Consider the following 14,375-nt stretch of genomic DNA (forward strand, 5'->3'; position numbering starts at 1 on the left):
TCCGTGGACATGAACACGGTATAGGTGCCTGTCACCGGAGCGGTGAACCGGTACCGCAGCGACGTGTGGTCCGGCGCGTAGGCCACCGCCGAGGCGAGCGCGCGGAGGGAGCGACCGTCCGGCTCTGCGAGCGATGGGGGCTCATCGTCCGTCCTGCCACCCTCGGGACGCCCGGTCCGATTTGCTTGACCTCAAGAATCTTGATGTTAAGACATCTGCCATGAAGAGCGCCACGCCGAAGAAGGGAGCCGCTGACGTCTCGGGCACGCACCTGTGGCTCGTGATGATGAAGGCGCATCGGACGCTCGAGCGCCTGGCCATCCACAGCATCGAGTCGTCCGAGGTGGGGCTCTCCGACTTCGCGGTCCTGGAGATGCTCCTCCACAAGGGAGCCCAGCCCGTCAACGAGATCGGCCGGCGGGTCGGACTCACCAGCGGGGCGATCACCACGGCCGTGGACCGGCTGGCGGCTCGCGGCCTGGTCGCGCGCGAGGCCCACCCGAGCGACAGGCGGGCGCGCATCGTCCGGCTGACAGCAGCGGGCGAAGCGCAGGCGGCCGAGGTCTTCTCCGCTCACAAGGCCGCGATGGACCTGGCCGCGAGCGGGCTCTCGAAGACCGAGCGCGCGACGCTCATCCAGTTGCTCAAGAAGCTCGGCATCTCCGCCGGAAACCCAGCACCCCGGCATTCGGAGGCAGACCATGTTGGCACGTCCGCTTCAGCACCCCGTCCGTGAGATCCTCTACCGCACGAGCGGGCACCCACACGGCCCCATCACCCGGCTGATGAGCCCCGGTGACCTCGGCGAGCTCATCAAGCCCTTCGTCTTCCTCGACCTCTTCGGCTTCGACGGCCGGTATGCGCCCACGCCCATGGACTTCGGGTGGCACCCGCACTCGGGCATCGCCACGGTGACGGTGATGCTCGAAGGCAGCGTCCGCTACGCCGAGACCACCGGGAAGCAAGGCATCATGCCGGCCGGAAGCGTCGAATGGATGCGCGCGGGCGGCGGAGTCTGGCACACCGGCGCTCCCGAGCTGGGGCGCGTCAGGGGGTTCCAGCTCTGGGTCGCCCTGCCGCCAGAGCTCGAGAACGCAGCCAACGCCAGTCACTACGTGATGCCGGAGGACGTGCCCACCGAGGGTCCGGCCCGCGTCATTCTCGGAGCGTATGGCGGACTGCAGAGCCCCATCGCCGCGCCCCCGATGAACTACCTGTCGGTCAGCCTGAAGGCAGGCGAGCGTTGGACCTACCACCCTCCCCAGGGACACACGGTGGCCTGGGTTGCCGTGCACGAAGGCGTGCTGCGTGCCCCCTCGCCCATCCCGAGCGGCGAGCTCGCAATCTTCGAGCCCTCGGAGAGGTCCATCGACTTCGTCGCCGAGGGCGCCACGGTCTTCGTGCTCGGCTCCGCGGCGAAGCATCCGCACGACCTCGTCCTCGGGAACTACTCGGTGCACACCAGCGCCGACGCCCTGCGCCAGGGGGAGGCGGAGATTCGCCGCATCGGCCATCAGCTCCGGGCGAACGGAACACTGAGGCGCTGACCCCAGGGCCGCGAGAGCCCCGCGCACCGAGATTCTTCCACGCGGAGGAAGAGTCTCTGCCGCCGCTCCTCGCTCACGGCGAATCCTCCGCCTCTTCAGGAGGGCGCTCGGAGGTCACCTTCCACAGCTGCCCCGAGTCATTGCAGCCTGTCTTGGCGAGGATGGGGATGTTGTTGGCCTTGCTGTCATTGACGATGTCCAGTGACAGCGCATCGCCCTGCGCCTGGGTCGTCAGCCGGTAGATGCCGTTGGGCTCCGGAATCAGCTTCCATCGCTGCTCCGGAACAGCCGCCGATTTGACGAGGAGGGGGCGATTGCCGGCGGTGTTGGCCAGCGACAGGCTGGTCCCACGCCACTGGGTCGTCAGTCGGTAGAAGCCGTTGGCCTCCGGAGTCAGCTTCCACATCTGCCCCGTGTACTTGCCCGTCCTGGCGAGGATGGGCACGTTGTTGGCCTTGCTGTCATAGAGAATGTCCAGCGACATGCCCTCGCCCTGCCACAGGGTCGTCAACCGGTAGTAGCAGCGGGCATCGAAGGCGGCGGACACCGGCGGCGGGATGGGTGTCGTGGGCGGGGTGGGTGTCGTGGGCGTGGGCAGCTGCCACACCTGCTGGAGCAGCGCGAGCATGCCCGGGTCGTGCTTGCCCAGGTCTTCACGTGTGAAGGGATAGAAGTCGTTGCGGCCGAAGAGCGCCTCCGAGGTCTCCGCGAAGAACTCCCAATCGTCGAGCATGGCATAGGCACGCTCGAACGTGGCGGGCTGGTCGGGCCCACGCCTGCGCTCAACGCAGTCATAGCTTCTGTTTGCAATCGCGCGCGCATAGGCAGCCGTGATGCCGGCGTGCTCGCCGAGCACATGGTCGTGATAGGCGTGGGCGAGCTCATGGAGCACGAACACGGGCATCCGCCTGGTTTCCTTCTCGAAGATGAGGACGTTCGAGAACTCGATGCTCTTCAGCATCGCCGGGTTGCGCCCCCCCTGGCGCAGCAAGGTTTCGCCAGCATGGTACTGAGCCACCTCCGGCGCGTCGGGATAGGGCGGCGACAGCCACAGCGTCACCTTGCGCAGCTGAGCCACGGGGCCCGCGGGGACGATCCGGACGACCTCCTTGAGCTGCGCCGCCAGGAGCACCAGGGCCTTGTCCGTCAGGGGCTTGTTCGCCGCTGCCAGCAGGCGGTCATCGATGCGAACCGTCCAGCCCTCGAGGGTCTGGGTCTGGTAGGTGGGAACGGGGCTGGCCGCGGAGGCGGCGCAAGCGAATGCCAGGGCGGCCAGGAGGAGCCATCTTGGAGAGTGCATGCCTCATCCTACTCCTCGCGTGGCAGGCCGCTCTCAGGCCGCTTCGACGCGGTCGCAGTAGGCGTCGAACGTCTTCTTCCAGGCCGGGCGCGCGATGCAGCGCTTCTGGAAGGCGAGCACGTTTGGATGGTCCTTGACGACACTCTCGTCGGTGCCGGCGCCCAGCACATGCGTCATCAAGATGTCCGCGACGGTGAACTCTTCGGTCGCGACGAACTCTCTGCCCGCGAGCCAGCCGTCGAGCTGCTTCAGGCGCATGTCCCCCCACTGGTGAAGCGCATCGCTTCCCTTGGTGCCCTTGCCGCCGTACAGGTCGACGAACCACGCGGTCAGGATCGGGACTTCGATCGTGTTCAGCGCCGCGACGCACCAGCGCAGCACCTGCGCTTCGCCGGCGAGGTCGCGCGGCATCAGCTTGCCGCTCTTGCGAGCGAGGTAGAGCAGGATCGCGCCCGACTCGGTGACGACCACGCCGTCGTCGTCGATCACCGGAATCTGTCCGAACGGATTGAGCGCGCGATACGCGGGCGTATCGAGGTCGTGCCGCGGATGATCCATCCCCACGATCTCGTACGGCAGCCCCATCTCCTCCAGCGCCCACAGCACGCGCAGGTCGCGGGTCTTGCCGCGGGCCATCTTGTTCACTCGGGAGAAGCCGTAGACCTTGAGCATGCGCGCATCCTACTTCGCGCGCAGCTGGAGCGTGCCGGTTTCGTTGGGCTCGGTCTCTGACGAATGTTCTTCAGAGTTCAAGGCGCGGGAGAGCGACTCAGGGCGTGTCGCCGAAGCTCCTTCAGCGAAGCCCCATCCGGCACGAGCAGTTGAACCTGCGCCATGACGTCCACCGGGCGCACCCACGAGGCGCGCCCGGTTCCCGTCACGCGACTCAGGCCCGCGCGGTGCGGGCGTCGCGGCCCCGGGCGCGGGCGGCCTTGGAGAGCGCGTCGGCGCCCTTCTCGTCGCCGCGCATCCACTCCTTCATGGCGGGCACCACCTGCTTGCTCCAGCCCTTGCCCGCGCGGATGGCGAGGAAGTCCTTCACCAGCGCGTCGACCATGGCCGCCAGCTGCTCGGTGAGGAAGAGGCGCTCGGAGATCTGGTCGTCCTCCTCCTCGCTCATCAGCGCCGGGAGCTTCGCGGCGCGGACGTCGAGGAACTCGGAGTCCAGCGTGACTTCGTACTCCTTCTCGCCGTTGGTGAGCCGCAGCCGCGCCTGGGCCACCAGCAGGCCCCGGTCCAGCGAGTGCTTCACCTGCTCGGAGTACGGCGCCAGCGTGCCCTTGGCGCTCATCTCGGTGACGTCGCCCGCCACGCCGCGCAGCACCACCCGGCCCATGAAGAGCACGGTGACGCCCTCGCCCTCGTGCTCGATGAGCGTGTCGCCCGACTCCGAGCGCCACAAGAGCCACGTGAGGAACTCGCGGCCCAGGTAGGCCCGGCCGCGCAGCAGCGCTTCGCGGGCCTTGCCCTTCTCGACTTCCGCCTCGTCCTGCTTCTCCTCGGTGGCGGCGCCGTCCACGCCGGTGTCGCCCCGCATGAAGGCCGCTTCGGCCCGAGCCTGCTCACGCCCCGCCATGGGACACCTCCTCCACCGCCGTCGCCGGCAGGTCCATGCCAATCAGCTCCGCCGTGGGCCCCAGCGACGCCTCGTCGAGCCCCTCGGTCCGCGCGTGGTCCGCCGGCGTCATGCCGGTGAACTTCACGCTCAGCGCGCTCTCCAGCGCCACCATGATTTCGTCCACCGTCTTGCGCGACGCGGCCCAGATCTGCACCTGCTGCGTCTTCAGGTTCCAGCTCACGTCCAGCACGGCGGTGCGCGGCGTGGCGCGGTTGCGCAGCATCTGCCGGATTTCGCCCTTGAACTGCGTCTTCTCGCCACGGCTGGGCGGACGGTCGTTCTCCTTCTCGAAGGCGGCGGCCCACTTCGTCAGCTCGGCCTTCATGGCCGCGGCGGGCACCTTGATGGAGTCGATGCGGAAGGCGAACAGCGCGTACTCGCCATAGAAGAGGCGGCTGGTGGGGAAGTCGATGGAGTCGGCGTTCTCCAGCTCCACGAAGCCGGCCGCGCGCTCCTCTTCGGACTTGCGGTCGATGGGCTCGAACGCGTGCGCCTTGAGGCCGCGCGTGAGCCAGCGCTTGATATCAGAGGGCGCTTCCTTCGCCGGTTCAGCCCGGAAGCGCGAGAAGGTGACGGCACCACGAAGGACAGGCATGGGGCGCGGCAGGATGGGGGGCTCGTGCCGCGCCGTCAAGGCACTCTCTGTCGCTGGACGCCCCCTGCTCTCCGCGTGCGTTTTCGCGGTAGCGTTTCCCCATGCCCCGCCTCCTCGCCGTCCTTTTCGTGTGTGCGCTCCTGCCCCGCCAGGCGCTCGCTCAGGACACTGCCTCCCCCGCGCCCGCGGATGACGTGGTGGTGGCGCCGCCGCTCGTGCCCGCGCCGGAGCAGGTGGAGCCGGAGTCCTTCCCCCCGACGTCCGTGCAGCCCGAACCCATGAAGGCCGACGAGGGCATCCCGGCCGCGCCCCGCATCGTCCTGGAGACGCTGTCGGGTGGCGCGGGAATGTTGGTGGGAGGCCTGGCGGGGCTCGTGGCCGGCGTGGTGACGACGGAGTGCTCCCTCTTCGAGACGGACTGCACCACGGCGGCGCTCTTCGGACTGTCCGGCATGGCGCTCGGCGCCACGTTCTCGACGTGGGGCGTGGGCAAGGCGATGCGAGGCAGGGGCGGCTTCCTGGGCACCCTCGTCGGCGCCCTCCTCGGCACGGGCGCGGGGTTGTTTGCGCTGTCCGTGGACGACGACACGCTGGGGCCCATCGGACTGCTGTCCCTGCCCGCCCTTGGAGCGGTGGTGGGCTTCGAGCTGTCCGGGAGCATGGACCCGGGCCCCGCGTCGCACTTCTCGCTGACGGGAGGCCGCGTCCCCGTGACGCCCGCCTTCGGCACCACGCCGCACGGCGGCTTCATGGGCGGCGTCGTCGGCCGGTTCTGACCTTCCCATCCGGATTCAAGAGCTCGCCAATCCCGATGAGCAGTTGATTCTCCGTGGGACTGTCATTGGGGTAGACAACAATGTGTCGCTCATGGGCCCGGACATCCGCCAGGCCCCTTGAATCCCTGACATCAATCAGGCGGATTATCGCCCCTCAGGGGCAAATCCATCTTTGATTCGAACAGACGCAGTTGGCGGTCGCGCAGGTGCTTCCGGAAACCCAGGAACACGTCTTCGTGCCGGTGCCCTTGCCACAGAACGTCCAGTTCAGGGCGTCGCAATCCGGAGCGACACAGTTACAGGTCCCATCGGCGCACAGCGCGGCCTCGTCGGTGCCCACGGACTCGTCTCCCTGCACGGAGTCCGGGTTGGACACACCACCACATGCCACCAGCAACAGCCCGCCCAGCAGTGGCAGCAGAGAGAAAGTCTTCCGCTTGTATGAATTCACGAGATTCTCCAAGGAATGGGTTTGCGCCGGAGCGCGCCAAATCCATATCACGGGAGGCCCTGGAATCTCAGTGTATTCAAATGCTGCAGTACGCGCCATTCCACCGCACGAAGTACGGCGAGCGGCTACCGAAGACCTGCGAACCCGACGAGTTGCAAGTGCAGACGATGTTCCCCACATAGGTGAGGAGCTCGGGCTCCGCGTAGTAGGTGATCTCGTATTCCCGGCCGCCACAGTCCGGGAGCGCGTCCTCCCGCGACTCCAGCTCGGCCCCGGTCGCGGCCTCCGCGTCCAGCTCCGGCCCCCCGCAACCCGCCGACAGCAGTCCCACGCAGAGCAACGCTCCCACAATCGTGATGTTCGTCTTCATGTGCCCTCCCAACGATGGTTTCCTGCCAGTACGGCACTTCCAGGATATCATTGACTTGTGAGAGGGACGCGGCGGCTGTTCACGGCCCGACGATCGCGACGGTTCGAGCGCCCGGTCCCCCGCTCCGTCTCGAATCAGCCAGCTACGCCCGGCCGGCACGAGGCAGTCTACGCGGCCAGATAGCGCAACCTGCCTCCGCACCCGACCCGCCCCGTGAAACCCCTCACATCCCCCTCTGAACCCCCTGCCCCTGGCGGCGAGCTGGGCGCCCTGCTCCGCTCTCACGACTGGAGCAGCACGACGCTCGGCCCCGTCGAGTCCTGGCCCCGGAGCCTGAGGACCTACGTCGCCATGATCCTGGAGATGCCGGCCCCGGCCATCATCTTCTGGGGTGACGAGCTGGTGCAGCTCTACAACGACGGCTACGCGGTCATCATGGGCCCGCGTCACCCGCGCTTCCTGGGCTCCCCCTACCGCGAGTGCTGGCCGGACACCTATCCGGTCATCCACCCCTGGATGCGCAGGGTCCTGGAGAAGGGGGAGGTCATCCAGGTGGAGAAGACCTTCTTCCTCCTCACCCGGCATGGCTTCAACGAGGAGGCCTACTTCACCTTCGACTTCAGCCCGCTGCGCGACGACCAGGGGGCCATCGCGGGAATCCTCCAGCCCGTCTTCGAAGTCACGGACGTCGTGCTGGGCGAGCGGCGCCTGGAAACGCTCCGCGCGTGCGCGCCCAGGGGCGACGCATCGGAAGGCGCGGCGATGGATGCCAGGCGCGCCCTCGCCGGCAACGCGAAGGACATTCCCCTCGCGCTCATCTTCCACTGGAACAAGGACGCACAACGGCTGGAGCTCGCGACGACCACGGGCCTCGACGGGCTCCTGGAGCACGACACGGCGGGCCTCGCCCGAATCACGGAGGTCGCCCGCCAGGCCGCGGAGTCGGGCGCGCCGGTGATGATCGACTCGGTGGAGACGCTCCTCGGGGCCCGCCATTTCGGCCCCTGGCCGGAGCCCACCGAGCGCGCGCTCGCCCTGCCCATGCGGCGCGCGGGCACGGAGGACCTCCGGGGCGTGGTCGTCCTCGGCATCAGCCCCCGGCTGCGGTTCGACGACCCCTACCATCGGTTCTTCGAGGACCTGGCCCGCGAGCTGGCCACGCAGCTGTCCTTGGAACAGGAGAAGCGCGCCGAGCGCGAGATGTTCGCGCGCGAGCAGGCCGCTCGCGCCCAGGCAGAGGCGGAGGTGGCCCGGCGCGCCCAGGCGGAGTCCGCCCTCCGGGCGAGCGAGGAGCGGCTGCGGATGGCACTCGAGGCCGGGCAGCTCGGCGTCGTCGAGCTTCAGTACGCGCGAGGCGTGCTCGAGTGGGACGACCGGGCGCTCCAGCTCGTTGGCCTGCCACCGGGCCGGATGCCCACGGGCCCGGAGGCCATCGCCCGCGTCCATCCCGGGGATGTGGACAAGGCGCGGGCCATCATCGAGCAGGCGCTGCGCCCGGGCGCGGGGGCGGCACGACTGGAGTGCCGGGTGCGGGGCTGGGACGACGTCGAGCGCTCCATCCTGGCCATGGTGAAGACGCATTTCGACTCGCGGGGGCAGCCGGACCGCGTCGTCGGCACCGTGCAGGACGTGACGGAGCAGCGGAAGGCGGAGCTGGAGCGTGAGCGCCTGGCGACCATCGTCGAGCAGTCCACCGACTTCATCGGCGTGGGCGACACGGAAGGCCGGGTGCAGTGGGTGAACGAGGCGGGGCGGCGGCTGCTGGGCCTGGAGCGCCATGAGGACGTGACCCGGTACCAGCTGCGCGACTTCTTCCTGCCAGAGGACCGGCCGTTCGTCGCGAGCCACATCGCGCCCACGCTCCTCAATGGCGGCCGGTGGGAGAGCGAGTTCCGCTTCCGGCACTTCCAGACGGGAGAGGCCATTCTCGCGCATTACAACACCTTCGCGCTCATGGAGCAGGGCACGCAGCGCCAGACGGGCATCGCCACCGTCAGCCGGGACATCCGCGAGCAGAAGCGGATGGAGGCGGAGCGGGAGGGACTGCTCGCGCGCGAGCGCGCGGCGCGAGAGGAGGCGGAGGACGCCAACCGGCTCAAGGACGAGTTCCTCGCCACCGTCTCACACGAGCTGCGCACCCCGCTGACCGCGGTGCTGGGCTGGGTGCAGCTGCTGCGGACGGGAACGCTCCCGCAGGACAAGCGGGAGCGGGCGCTCGCCACCGTGGAGCGCAACGCGCGCTCCCAGGGGCAGCTCATCGAGGACCTGCTCGACGTGAGCCGCATCATGACGGGCAAGCTGAGGCTGGAGGTGTCGTCCGTCGACGTGAGTCACGTGGTCGAGGCCGCGCTCGAGTCGCTGCGGCCCGCCGCCGAGGCGAAGGGCATCCGCATCCAGGCCGCGCTCGACTCCGCCGGAACCATCATGGGCGACGCGAGCCGGCTGCAGCAGGTGGTGTGGAACCTGCTCTCCAACGCCGTGAAGTTCACCCCCAAGGGAGGCCGCGTCCAGGTGCTGGTGGAGCGGCGCGATTCGTCGGTGGAGGTCTCCGTCGCGGACACGGGTCAGGGCATCTCCGCGCAGTTCCTGCCGCACGTCTTCGAGCGCTTCCGCCAGGCCGACGGCAGCACCACGCGCAAGGCGGGTGGGCTCGGGCTGGGGCTGGCCATCGTCCGGCACCTCGTGGAGCTGCACGGGGGCACCGTGTCCGCCGCGAGCGCGGGCGAGGGCCAGGGCGCCACCTTCGTCGTCATCCTTCCCCAGGCCGTGGCCATGCGGCGGGAGATGCTGGTGCCGCCCGCCCTGCGCGGCCCGCTGCATGCGCAGCAGAGCCCCTGCCCTCCGCAGCTCGCCGGGCTCCGGCTGCTCATCGTCGACGACGAGGAGGACACGCGGGAGCTGCTGCGCAGCCTCCTGGAGACCTGCGGAGGCCTCGTCACCACGGCGAGCTCGTCGGAGGAGGCCCTGTCCGTGCTGCGGCGGGGAGCGTTCGACGTGCTCGTCTCCGACATCGGCATGCCCGAGGAGGACGGCTATCGCTTCATCGCGAGGGTGCGCGCCCTACCGGCCGCACAGGGCGGTGACATCTCCGCGGTCGCCCTCACGGCCTACACCCGCATGGAGGACAGGACGCGCGCGCTGCTGGCCGGGTTCAACACCCACGTGCCCAAACCCATCGAGCCCGTGGAGCTGCTGGCCGTCATCGCGTCACTGGCGACCCGGAGGGGGTCCACCCGCGCCTGACGCGGAGCCAGGGTGTCCGGGGCGAAGGGAATGGCCCCTCCGCGTTCGAGAGGAATGAAAAGACCATTTCCTCCTTCCGCCGCGCTGCTGGCAGGGCTGCTCGCGCTCGGTCTGACCGGGCGCGCGGAGGCCCACAACACCGGGGTCCACCGGAAGCTGACGGACCATGCCTACGAGGTCATGTTGATGGTCCAGAAGGAGGGGCCGTCGCAGACGCGGCTCCCGGGGTTGCCGCTGCCGGCCTCGGAGAAGGCGCTCTCCTCGGCGGACTCCGAGTTCCCGGCGCTGCGCCCATGGCGGGCGGTGAACAAGTCCGTCTCCGACGCGGAGCTCAAGGCCCGGTGGACGGCCTACATGGGAGAGGTCCGCGCCGCCCTGCCGCGACTGCGCGGACTCAAGGGCGGGTTGCCGAAGCCGGGCAAGCCCGAGTGCCAGGTCGACACGGTGGGCTGGGGCCAGCCGATGAACAGCTTCGAGACGATGACGCTCGGCGCCACGAAGAAGCCCATCGCGGGCGACTACCTCAGTGACGACGTCGACGGGTGTGGCATCCAGGATGGCTGGGAGCCGGGGGGCATCTTCAACGACGTGAACAAGGGCCCGCAGCGGGACTTCAGTGGGACGGTGCTGGGCGTGTGGTCCCGCCACCCGGACGACGAGATTGACGACGTCCACATGTGGATTCGCCCGACGAACGCGGGCGGGATGAGCGAAATCAAGAAGTTCCTCGCGGGCATCGCGGGCGCGGGGGCCGGCGTCGCGTACATCTCCTACAAATGCGTGCTCACCTGCCTCAAGTCGTTCTTCGGCGGCGAGTGCAAGAAGTGCGTCACCGACGAGTGGAACAAGGGCCAGCAGCAGGGAAGCAGCGCCGTCGCATGGGTCGACGGGATGGTTCCGGGCTTCGGTGACCACACGAGCGAGCAATACGTCGGCCTGTGGCACCACATCGTCGCCCTGCCGCCTCCTCCCGGCGGGAGCGCGACCTACGACACCCTGCCCGGCTTCCACCTGGAGCAGGCCGGCGTCGTCGGCATCCCGGACGGCATCGAGATCGGGACGCGTGCGCTCGCCGATGCCGTCGGACTCACCGTGCACTACGAGACCAGCCAGGGCTGCCACCGCTACCAGGTGTCTGGCGCCAATGACGGGCACGCGGACAGCGTCATGCGCGGAGAGGACGAGTGGCAGTTCCTCAGCATGGCGCACACGCCCTTCTCCCCCGTGGACAACCTGGCCTGGGCCGGCTGGAAGGAGTTCCGGGACGCGGGCGAGGCGCGGGTGGCGCGCTCGCTGGCGGGGCCGCTGCATGCCATTGGCGATGCCACGGTGCCCATGCACGTGACTGGCACTTTCGGGTGGGGGCACCGCCCCTTCGAGGACGCCATCGACTGGCGCTACGAGGAGCTCATGTTCCACGGCGACAAGCTGGCCTCCTTCCACCATGCCCGCGCCATCCTGGAGACGTCGTTCATCTGGCGCGAGTTCATCCGAGACTGGAGGCAGAAGCACGGCAACACGAAGGACGTGCCCGTGAGGGACCTGGTCACCACGGTGGCGCAGCTGACGGCGGTCTACGTGCAGCAGAACGGGAAGGCGGACTGGCCGTTCCACCCGACGATGTCGACGCAGTACTTCCTCGCCAAGGACTCCGCCGTCGCCTACTACATGGACTACGCCAACTCGGACGACCTGGTACGGCCGCTGCTGGTGAATGCCGTCGCGGCGGAGCTGGCCTTCCTGACTGCCGCCGCGGAGGTGATGCCATGAGCCGCCCACTGCTGGCGGGCGTCGTGGCGCTCTGGGCCTTCGCGGCCGGCGCACAGCCCCGGCCTTCGCGTTCGGACACCGTCACCTCCCCACACTCGCTGCCGGCGAAGCCCGTGGAGCTCGGCCCGCTGAACCGGCGGGGCTCCGACATCCGGCGCGTGGACGACCGCGCACGCTGCATTGCCATCGCGCAGCGCCAGACCAAGCGGCCGCAGGCGGGGCGCAGGACACCGGCGCAGGTGGAGCTGGCCTTCCAGACGGCGCTCGCCTCCTGCGCCGGCCCTGACGTCCCGCCCGAGCGCGCCGCCGTGGTGGGCGCGGCCAACGTCGAGTTCCGGGAGCTGGCACTGAAGTTCCTCGATGGCGAGCTGAGCGGCCCGGCGTACCTCGCGGCGGTGGGGGACCGGAACCGCAAGGTCGACCGCGCCCGCACGGACGTGGCCTGGCGGTCCGCGCTCGCCAGCGGAGACGCGGATCGGGACTTCGTCCCGGACACGCTCGACACGTGTCCGGGCACGCCCGCGCACCAGGTGACGGATGACGCCGGCTGCCCGAAACGGGTGGCCCTGCCCAGGCAGGACCCGGCCGTCGCCTACCGCCGGGTGCTGGAGCAGCAGCACCTCATGATCGCCCCCGCGTGCACGGGGGCGCCCACGCCCGCCTCTCCCGCGCCCAGGCGCTACAGCCGCGCGCCCCCCGACTCCGGCATGACCAACGGGGGCTACAAGGTGGCCGTCACCCGCGTGGGAAACCAGCCCGCGAACTGCCCCGTGTTCTACGAGCTGGCCTTCCGGATGAGCGGCCCCATCCGGCAGGACCTGTCGAGGGACCGGCTCATCACCGTGACCTACCGCGACACCGAGGCGCATGCGGCCACCAACCCTGGCGAGGTTCTCTTCCTGCTCCCCGCGGGCTCGCAGGGCGAGCGCGGCGAGCTCTTCGAGCAGCTCGGCCTGTACCAGCGCACCCAGATTCAGGCACGCGCCGTCAACGGCGATGGCCAGCCCTCCACATGGAGCGAGGTCCGCGAGGTGAAGATCTCCTCTTCACCCATCCAGTGAGCAGGTGCGTCCTCCTGGGCTTCGCACCGCGCTCCGTGCGAAGAAGCGGAGGACGTGCCGCGCCGGACTCACGGGGTGGCCCGGCGTCGCTGGACGGAGGAGTGCGATGGAGCGCAGCTACCGCGGCTACACCTTGAGACGCGCCCTCGGTGGGGAGCTACCGGCGCTACCGGACGTCGAACACCTCGCGGCACAACAGTTCCGCCACTCGTCGCAGCCGTATGCGGCGGGACTCCCGGTGCAGTCGCTCGAGCAACTCCAGGAGCACCAGCAACAGGGTGGCGTCTGGGTGGCCGTGACGAAGGAGGGAACCGTCGCGGCCTTCGCCATCTGCAAGCCGGTGGACGGCGCCCTCTTCATCGTCGAGGCGGACGTGCACCCGGCCCATGCGCGGCAGGGGCTGGGCGCCGCCCTCTTCGGACTCCTGGGAGAGTGGGCCCGGGCAGAAGCCTGGCCGGCGCTGCTTCTCACCACCTTCCGGGACGTCCCATGGAATGCCCCCTACTACGAGCGTCTCGGCTTCCGCGTGCTCCAGGAGGACGAGCAGGGTCCTGGGCTGCGCACCATCCGCGCCCAGGAAACGCAGTTCGGCCTTCCCCCCGAGAGCCGCGTCTGCATGAGGCTTGAGCTCGACGCGCCACCTGCGCCGCCGGGCGGGTGAAGCGTGGGCTGCCGCTTCAGGACAGCCAGCTGACCGCGTCATGGACGGATTCGCGCACCCAATGACATACGCTGTGTGCATGACCACCAGCGTCTCCCGCTTCGACATGGACGCCCCCGACCTCGAAGGGGCTTCGCGGTACTTCGAGCGTCGCGCCGTGCAGGGACTCATGGACGGCTACACGTGGACGGGCGTCGTCACGCCCCTCACCGACGAGCGCGGCGCAACGTGGGGCGCGCGCACGACCACCCATGACGCAGAGGGGACACTCCGCCAGTCCGTCTACGTGCTGGCCTCCCACCGCGGTCAGGGGCACCTGTCCCGCTATGTCGCGGCAACCGAGCTCCCCTTCGTCACGGCCCCCGACTGCGACCTGGAGGCGTACTTCACGAAGCGAGGCGTGCCCTACGTCGTCTCGGGACGCTTCACGACGACGCGGGAGTACCGCGCCATCGAGCGCCACTACGGCTCCCGTAAGGCGGCGCGCAGCGGCGTCGACTACATGAGCCACATCGATGAGGGGCTCGGCGTGCTGCGGCACTTCAATGCCAGTGACGCCGCGAAGCGCGCGTGGTGCCTCCACCCACTCGTGCAGGGCGACACCGACCTCGCGGAGAGCTTCCCCTACCTCCAGGAAGTCACCGACTCGCCCCAGGTGCTCGCGCTCGCCATGGAGTACCGCAACATCGCCAATGCCTATCTGTCCCACCGCGAGGTGGCTTCGACCGAAGAGATTGCCCTCGGACCGCTGCCGGACGTGGCCGACATGCTGCGCGCGGACAAGGTGCAGAACTACAAGGACTTCCTGCTGCACCACGGGCAGACACACCCCCGGCGCGAGTCGCTCGACCGGTACTTCCGACTCTGGCTCGAGCGACTGAATGTCTCCCGCGAGACCTTCGTCACGCTCTTCGAGCGGCTCCAGGTGCGGCCGGAGAAGGTCCGCCTCGGCGGGTGAGCTTCCACACGCGCACCAGGTTGCC

General features: G+C 69.2%; 14 protein-coding genes. 8 read left to right on the forward strand and 6 right to left on the reverse strand.

Features of this window, described 5'->3' with window-relative positions:
- The first annotated feature begins 220 nt into the window (after nucleotides 1-220).
- Both OV427_RS02560 and OV427_RS02565 read left to right on the forward strand, forming a co-directional pair.
- Complete coding sequence (locus tag OV427_RS02560; protein WP_267854526.1) at nucleotides 221-736, forward strand: MarR family winged helix-turn-helix transcriptional regulator; 516 nt, start codon at nucleotides 221-223, stop codon at nucleotides 734-736.
- On the forward strand, nucleotides 702-1,547 hold the full coding sequence (locus OV427_RS02565) for a pirin family protein (RefSeq protein ID WP_267854527.1): 846 nt from the start codon (nucleotides 702-704) through the stop codon (nucleotides 1,545-1,547). Before OV427_RS02560 ends, OV427_RS02565 begins: the two co-directional genes overlap by 35 nt.
- 73 nt (nucleotides 1,548-1,620) lie before the next feature.
- On the opposite strand, the gene OV427_RS02570 is transcribed toward OV427_RS02565, so the two are convergent.
- The 4 genes from OV427_RS02570 to rdgC form a co-directional block, all read right to left on the reverse strand.
- Nucleotides 1,621-2,847: an RICIN domain-containing protein gene (locus OV427_RS02570; protein ID WP_267854528.1), complete on the reverse strand. Its 1,227-nt coding sequence runs from the start codon at nucleotides 2,845-2,847 to the stop codon at nucleotides 1,621-1,623.
- Between the two features lie 33 nt (nucleotides 2,848-2,880).
- Nucleotides 2,881-3,519, reverse strand: a complete 639-nt coding sequence (locus OV427_RS02575) for a glutathione S-transferase family protein (protein WP_267854529.1) — start codon at nucleotides 3,517-3,519, stop codon at nucleotides 2,881-2,883.
- Between the two features lie 214 nt (nucleotides 3,520-3,733).
- Nucleotides 3,734-4,423, reverse strand: a complete 690-nt coding sequence (locus OV427_RS02580; protein WP_267854530.1) for a hypothetical protein — start codon at nucleotides 4,421-4,423, stop codon at nucleotides 3,734-3,736.
- The gene (rdgC, locus tag OV427_RS02585; protein WP_267854531.1) at nucleotides 4,410-5,060 is read right to left on the reverse strand and encodes a recombination-associated protein RdgC; all 651 of its coding nucleotides are present in this window, start codon (nucleotides 5,058-5,060) and stop codon (nucleotides 4,410-4,412) included. The genes OV427_RS02580 and rdgC overlap by 14 nt, the downstream gene beginning before the upstream one ends.
- Nucleotides 5,061-5,161: 101 nt before the next feature.
- Between rdgC and OV427_RS02590 the strand changes: the two genes are divergently transcribed.
- Entirely contained in the window at nucleotides 5,162-5,836 is a 675-nt protein-coding gene (locus OV427_RS02590; protein ID WP_267854532.1) for a hypothetical protein, read from the forward strand.
- 154 nt (nucleotides 5,837-5,990) lie between these two features.
- Here the strand turns inward: OV427_RS02590 and OV427_RS02595 are convergent, their stop codons facing one another.
- A complete protein-coding gene (locus OV427_RS02595; protein WP_267854533.1) occupies nucleotides 5,991-6,287 on the reverse strand; it encodes a hypothetical protein in 297 nt (98 codons plus the stop codon).
- A 76-nt stretch (nucleotides 6,288-6,363) separates the two neighbouring features.
- Entirely contained in the window at nucleotides 6,364-6,657 is a 294-nt protein-coding gene (locus OV427_RS02600) for a hypothetical protein (protein ID WP_267854534.1), read from the reverse strand.
- Between the two features lie 351 nt (nucleotides 6,658-7,008).
- On the opposite strand from OV427_RS02600, the gene OV427_RS02605 reads away from it, so the two are divergent.
- The 5 genes from OV427_RS02605 (at nucleotide 7,009) to OV427_RS02625 (ending at nucleotide 14,350) form a co-directional block, all read left to right on the forward strand.
- A complete protein-coding gene (locus tag OV427_RS02605) occupies nucleotides 7,009-9,900 on the forward strand; it encodes an ATP-binding protein (protein ID WP_267854535.1) in 2,892 nt (963 codons plus the stop codon).
- 54 nt (nucleotides 9,901-9,954) lie between these two features.
- A complete protein-coding gene (locus OV427_RS02610) occupies nucleotides 9,955-11,670 on the forward strand; it encodes a hypothetical protein (protein ID WP_267854536.1) in 1,716 nt (571 codons plus the stop codon).
- Nucleotides 11,667-12,731 carry a hypothetical protein gene (locus OV427_RS02615; protein ID WP_267854537.1) on the forward strand — a complete coding sequence of 355 codons (1,065 nt, stop codon included), beginning with the start codon at nucleotides 11,667-11,669 and terminating at the stop codon, nucleotides 12,729-12,731. Before OV427_RS02610 ends, OV427_RS02615 begins: the two co-directional genes overlap by 4 nt.
- Nucleotides 12,732-12,837: 106 nt before the next feature.
- Nucleotides 12,838-13,392 (forward strand): GNAT family N-acetyltransferase, encoded by a 555-nt coding sequence (locus OV427_RS02620; protein ID WP_267854538.1) that lies wholly within the window; start codon nucleotides 12,838-12,840, stop codon nucleotides 13,390-13,392.
- A gap of 79 nt (nucleotides 13,393-13,471) precedes the next feature.
- Nucleotides 13,472-14,350 carry a hypothetical protein gene (locus OV427_RS02625; RefSeq protein WP_267854539.1) on the forward strand — a complete coding sequence of 293 codons (879 nt, stop codon included), beginning with the start codon at nucleotides 13,472-13,474 and terminating at the stop codon, nucleotides 14,348-14,350.
- Nucleotides 14,351-14,375 lie beyond the last annotated feature (25 nt).

This window comes from Pyxidicoccus sp. MSG2 (assembly GCF_026626705.1).
Taxonomy (GTDB): Bacteria; Myxococcota; Myxococcia; order Myxococcales; family Myxococcaceae; genus Myxococcus.

Excerpts from the sequence above, each read along its gene's own strand:
- OV427_RS02570 (WP_267854528.1), bottom strand. The coding sequence starts at position 2,847 with ATGCACTCTCCAAGATGGCTCCTCCTGGCCGCCCTGGCATTCGCTTGC.
- OV427_RS02560 (WP_267854526.1), top strand. The coding sequence starts at position 221 with ATGAAGAGCGCCACGCCGAAGAAGGGAGCCGCTGACGTCTCGGGCACG.
- OV427_RS02620 (WP_267854538.1), top strand. The coding sequence starts at position 12,838 with ATGGAGCGCAGCTACCGCGGCTACACCTTGAGACGCGCCCTCGGTGGG.
- OV427_RS02600 (WP_267854534.1), bottom strand. The coding sequence starts at position 6,657 with ATGAAGACGAACATCACGATTGTGGGAGCGTTGCTCTGCGTGGGACTG.
- OV427_RS02580 (WP_267854530.1), bottom strand. The coding sequence starts at position 4,423 with ATGGCGGGGCGTGAGCAGGCTCGGGCCGAAGCGGCCTTCATGCGGGGC.
- rdgC (WP_267854531.1), bottom strand. The coding sequence starts at position 5,060 with ATGCCTGTCCTTCGTGGTGCCGTCACCTTCTCGCGCTTCCGGGCTGAA.
- OV427_RS02590 (WP_267854532.1), top strand. The coding sequence starts at position 5,162 with ATGCCCCGCCTCCTCGCCGTCCTTTTCGTGTGTGCGCTCCTGCCCCGC.
- OV427_RS02565 (WP_267854527.1), top strand. The coding sequence starts at position 702 with ATGTTGGCACGTCCGCTTCAGCACCCCGTCCGTGAGATCCTCTACCGC.
- OV427_RS02605 (WP_267854535.1), top strand. The coding sequence starts at position 7,009 with ATGATCCTGGAGATGCCGGCCCCGGCCATCATCTTCTGGGGTGACGAG.
- OV427_RS02625 (WP_267854539.1), top strand. The coding sequence starts at position 13,472 with ATGACCACCAGCGTCTCCCGCTTCGACATGGACGCCCCCGACCTCGAA.
- OV427_RS02615 (WP_267854537.1), top strand. The coding sequence starts at position 11,667 with ATGAGCCGCCCACTGCTGGCGGGCGTCGTGGCGCTCTGGGCCTTCGCG.
- OV427_RS02575 (WP_267854529.1), bottom strand. The coding sequence starts at position 3,519 with ATGCTCAAGGTCTACGGCTTCTCCCGAGTGAACAAGATGGCCCGCGGC.
- OV427_RS02610 (WP_267854536.1), top strand. The coding sequence starts at position 9,955 with ATGAAAAGACCATTTCCTCCTTCCGCCGCGCTGCTGGCAGGGCTGCTC.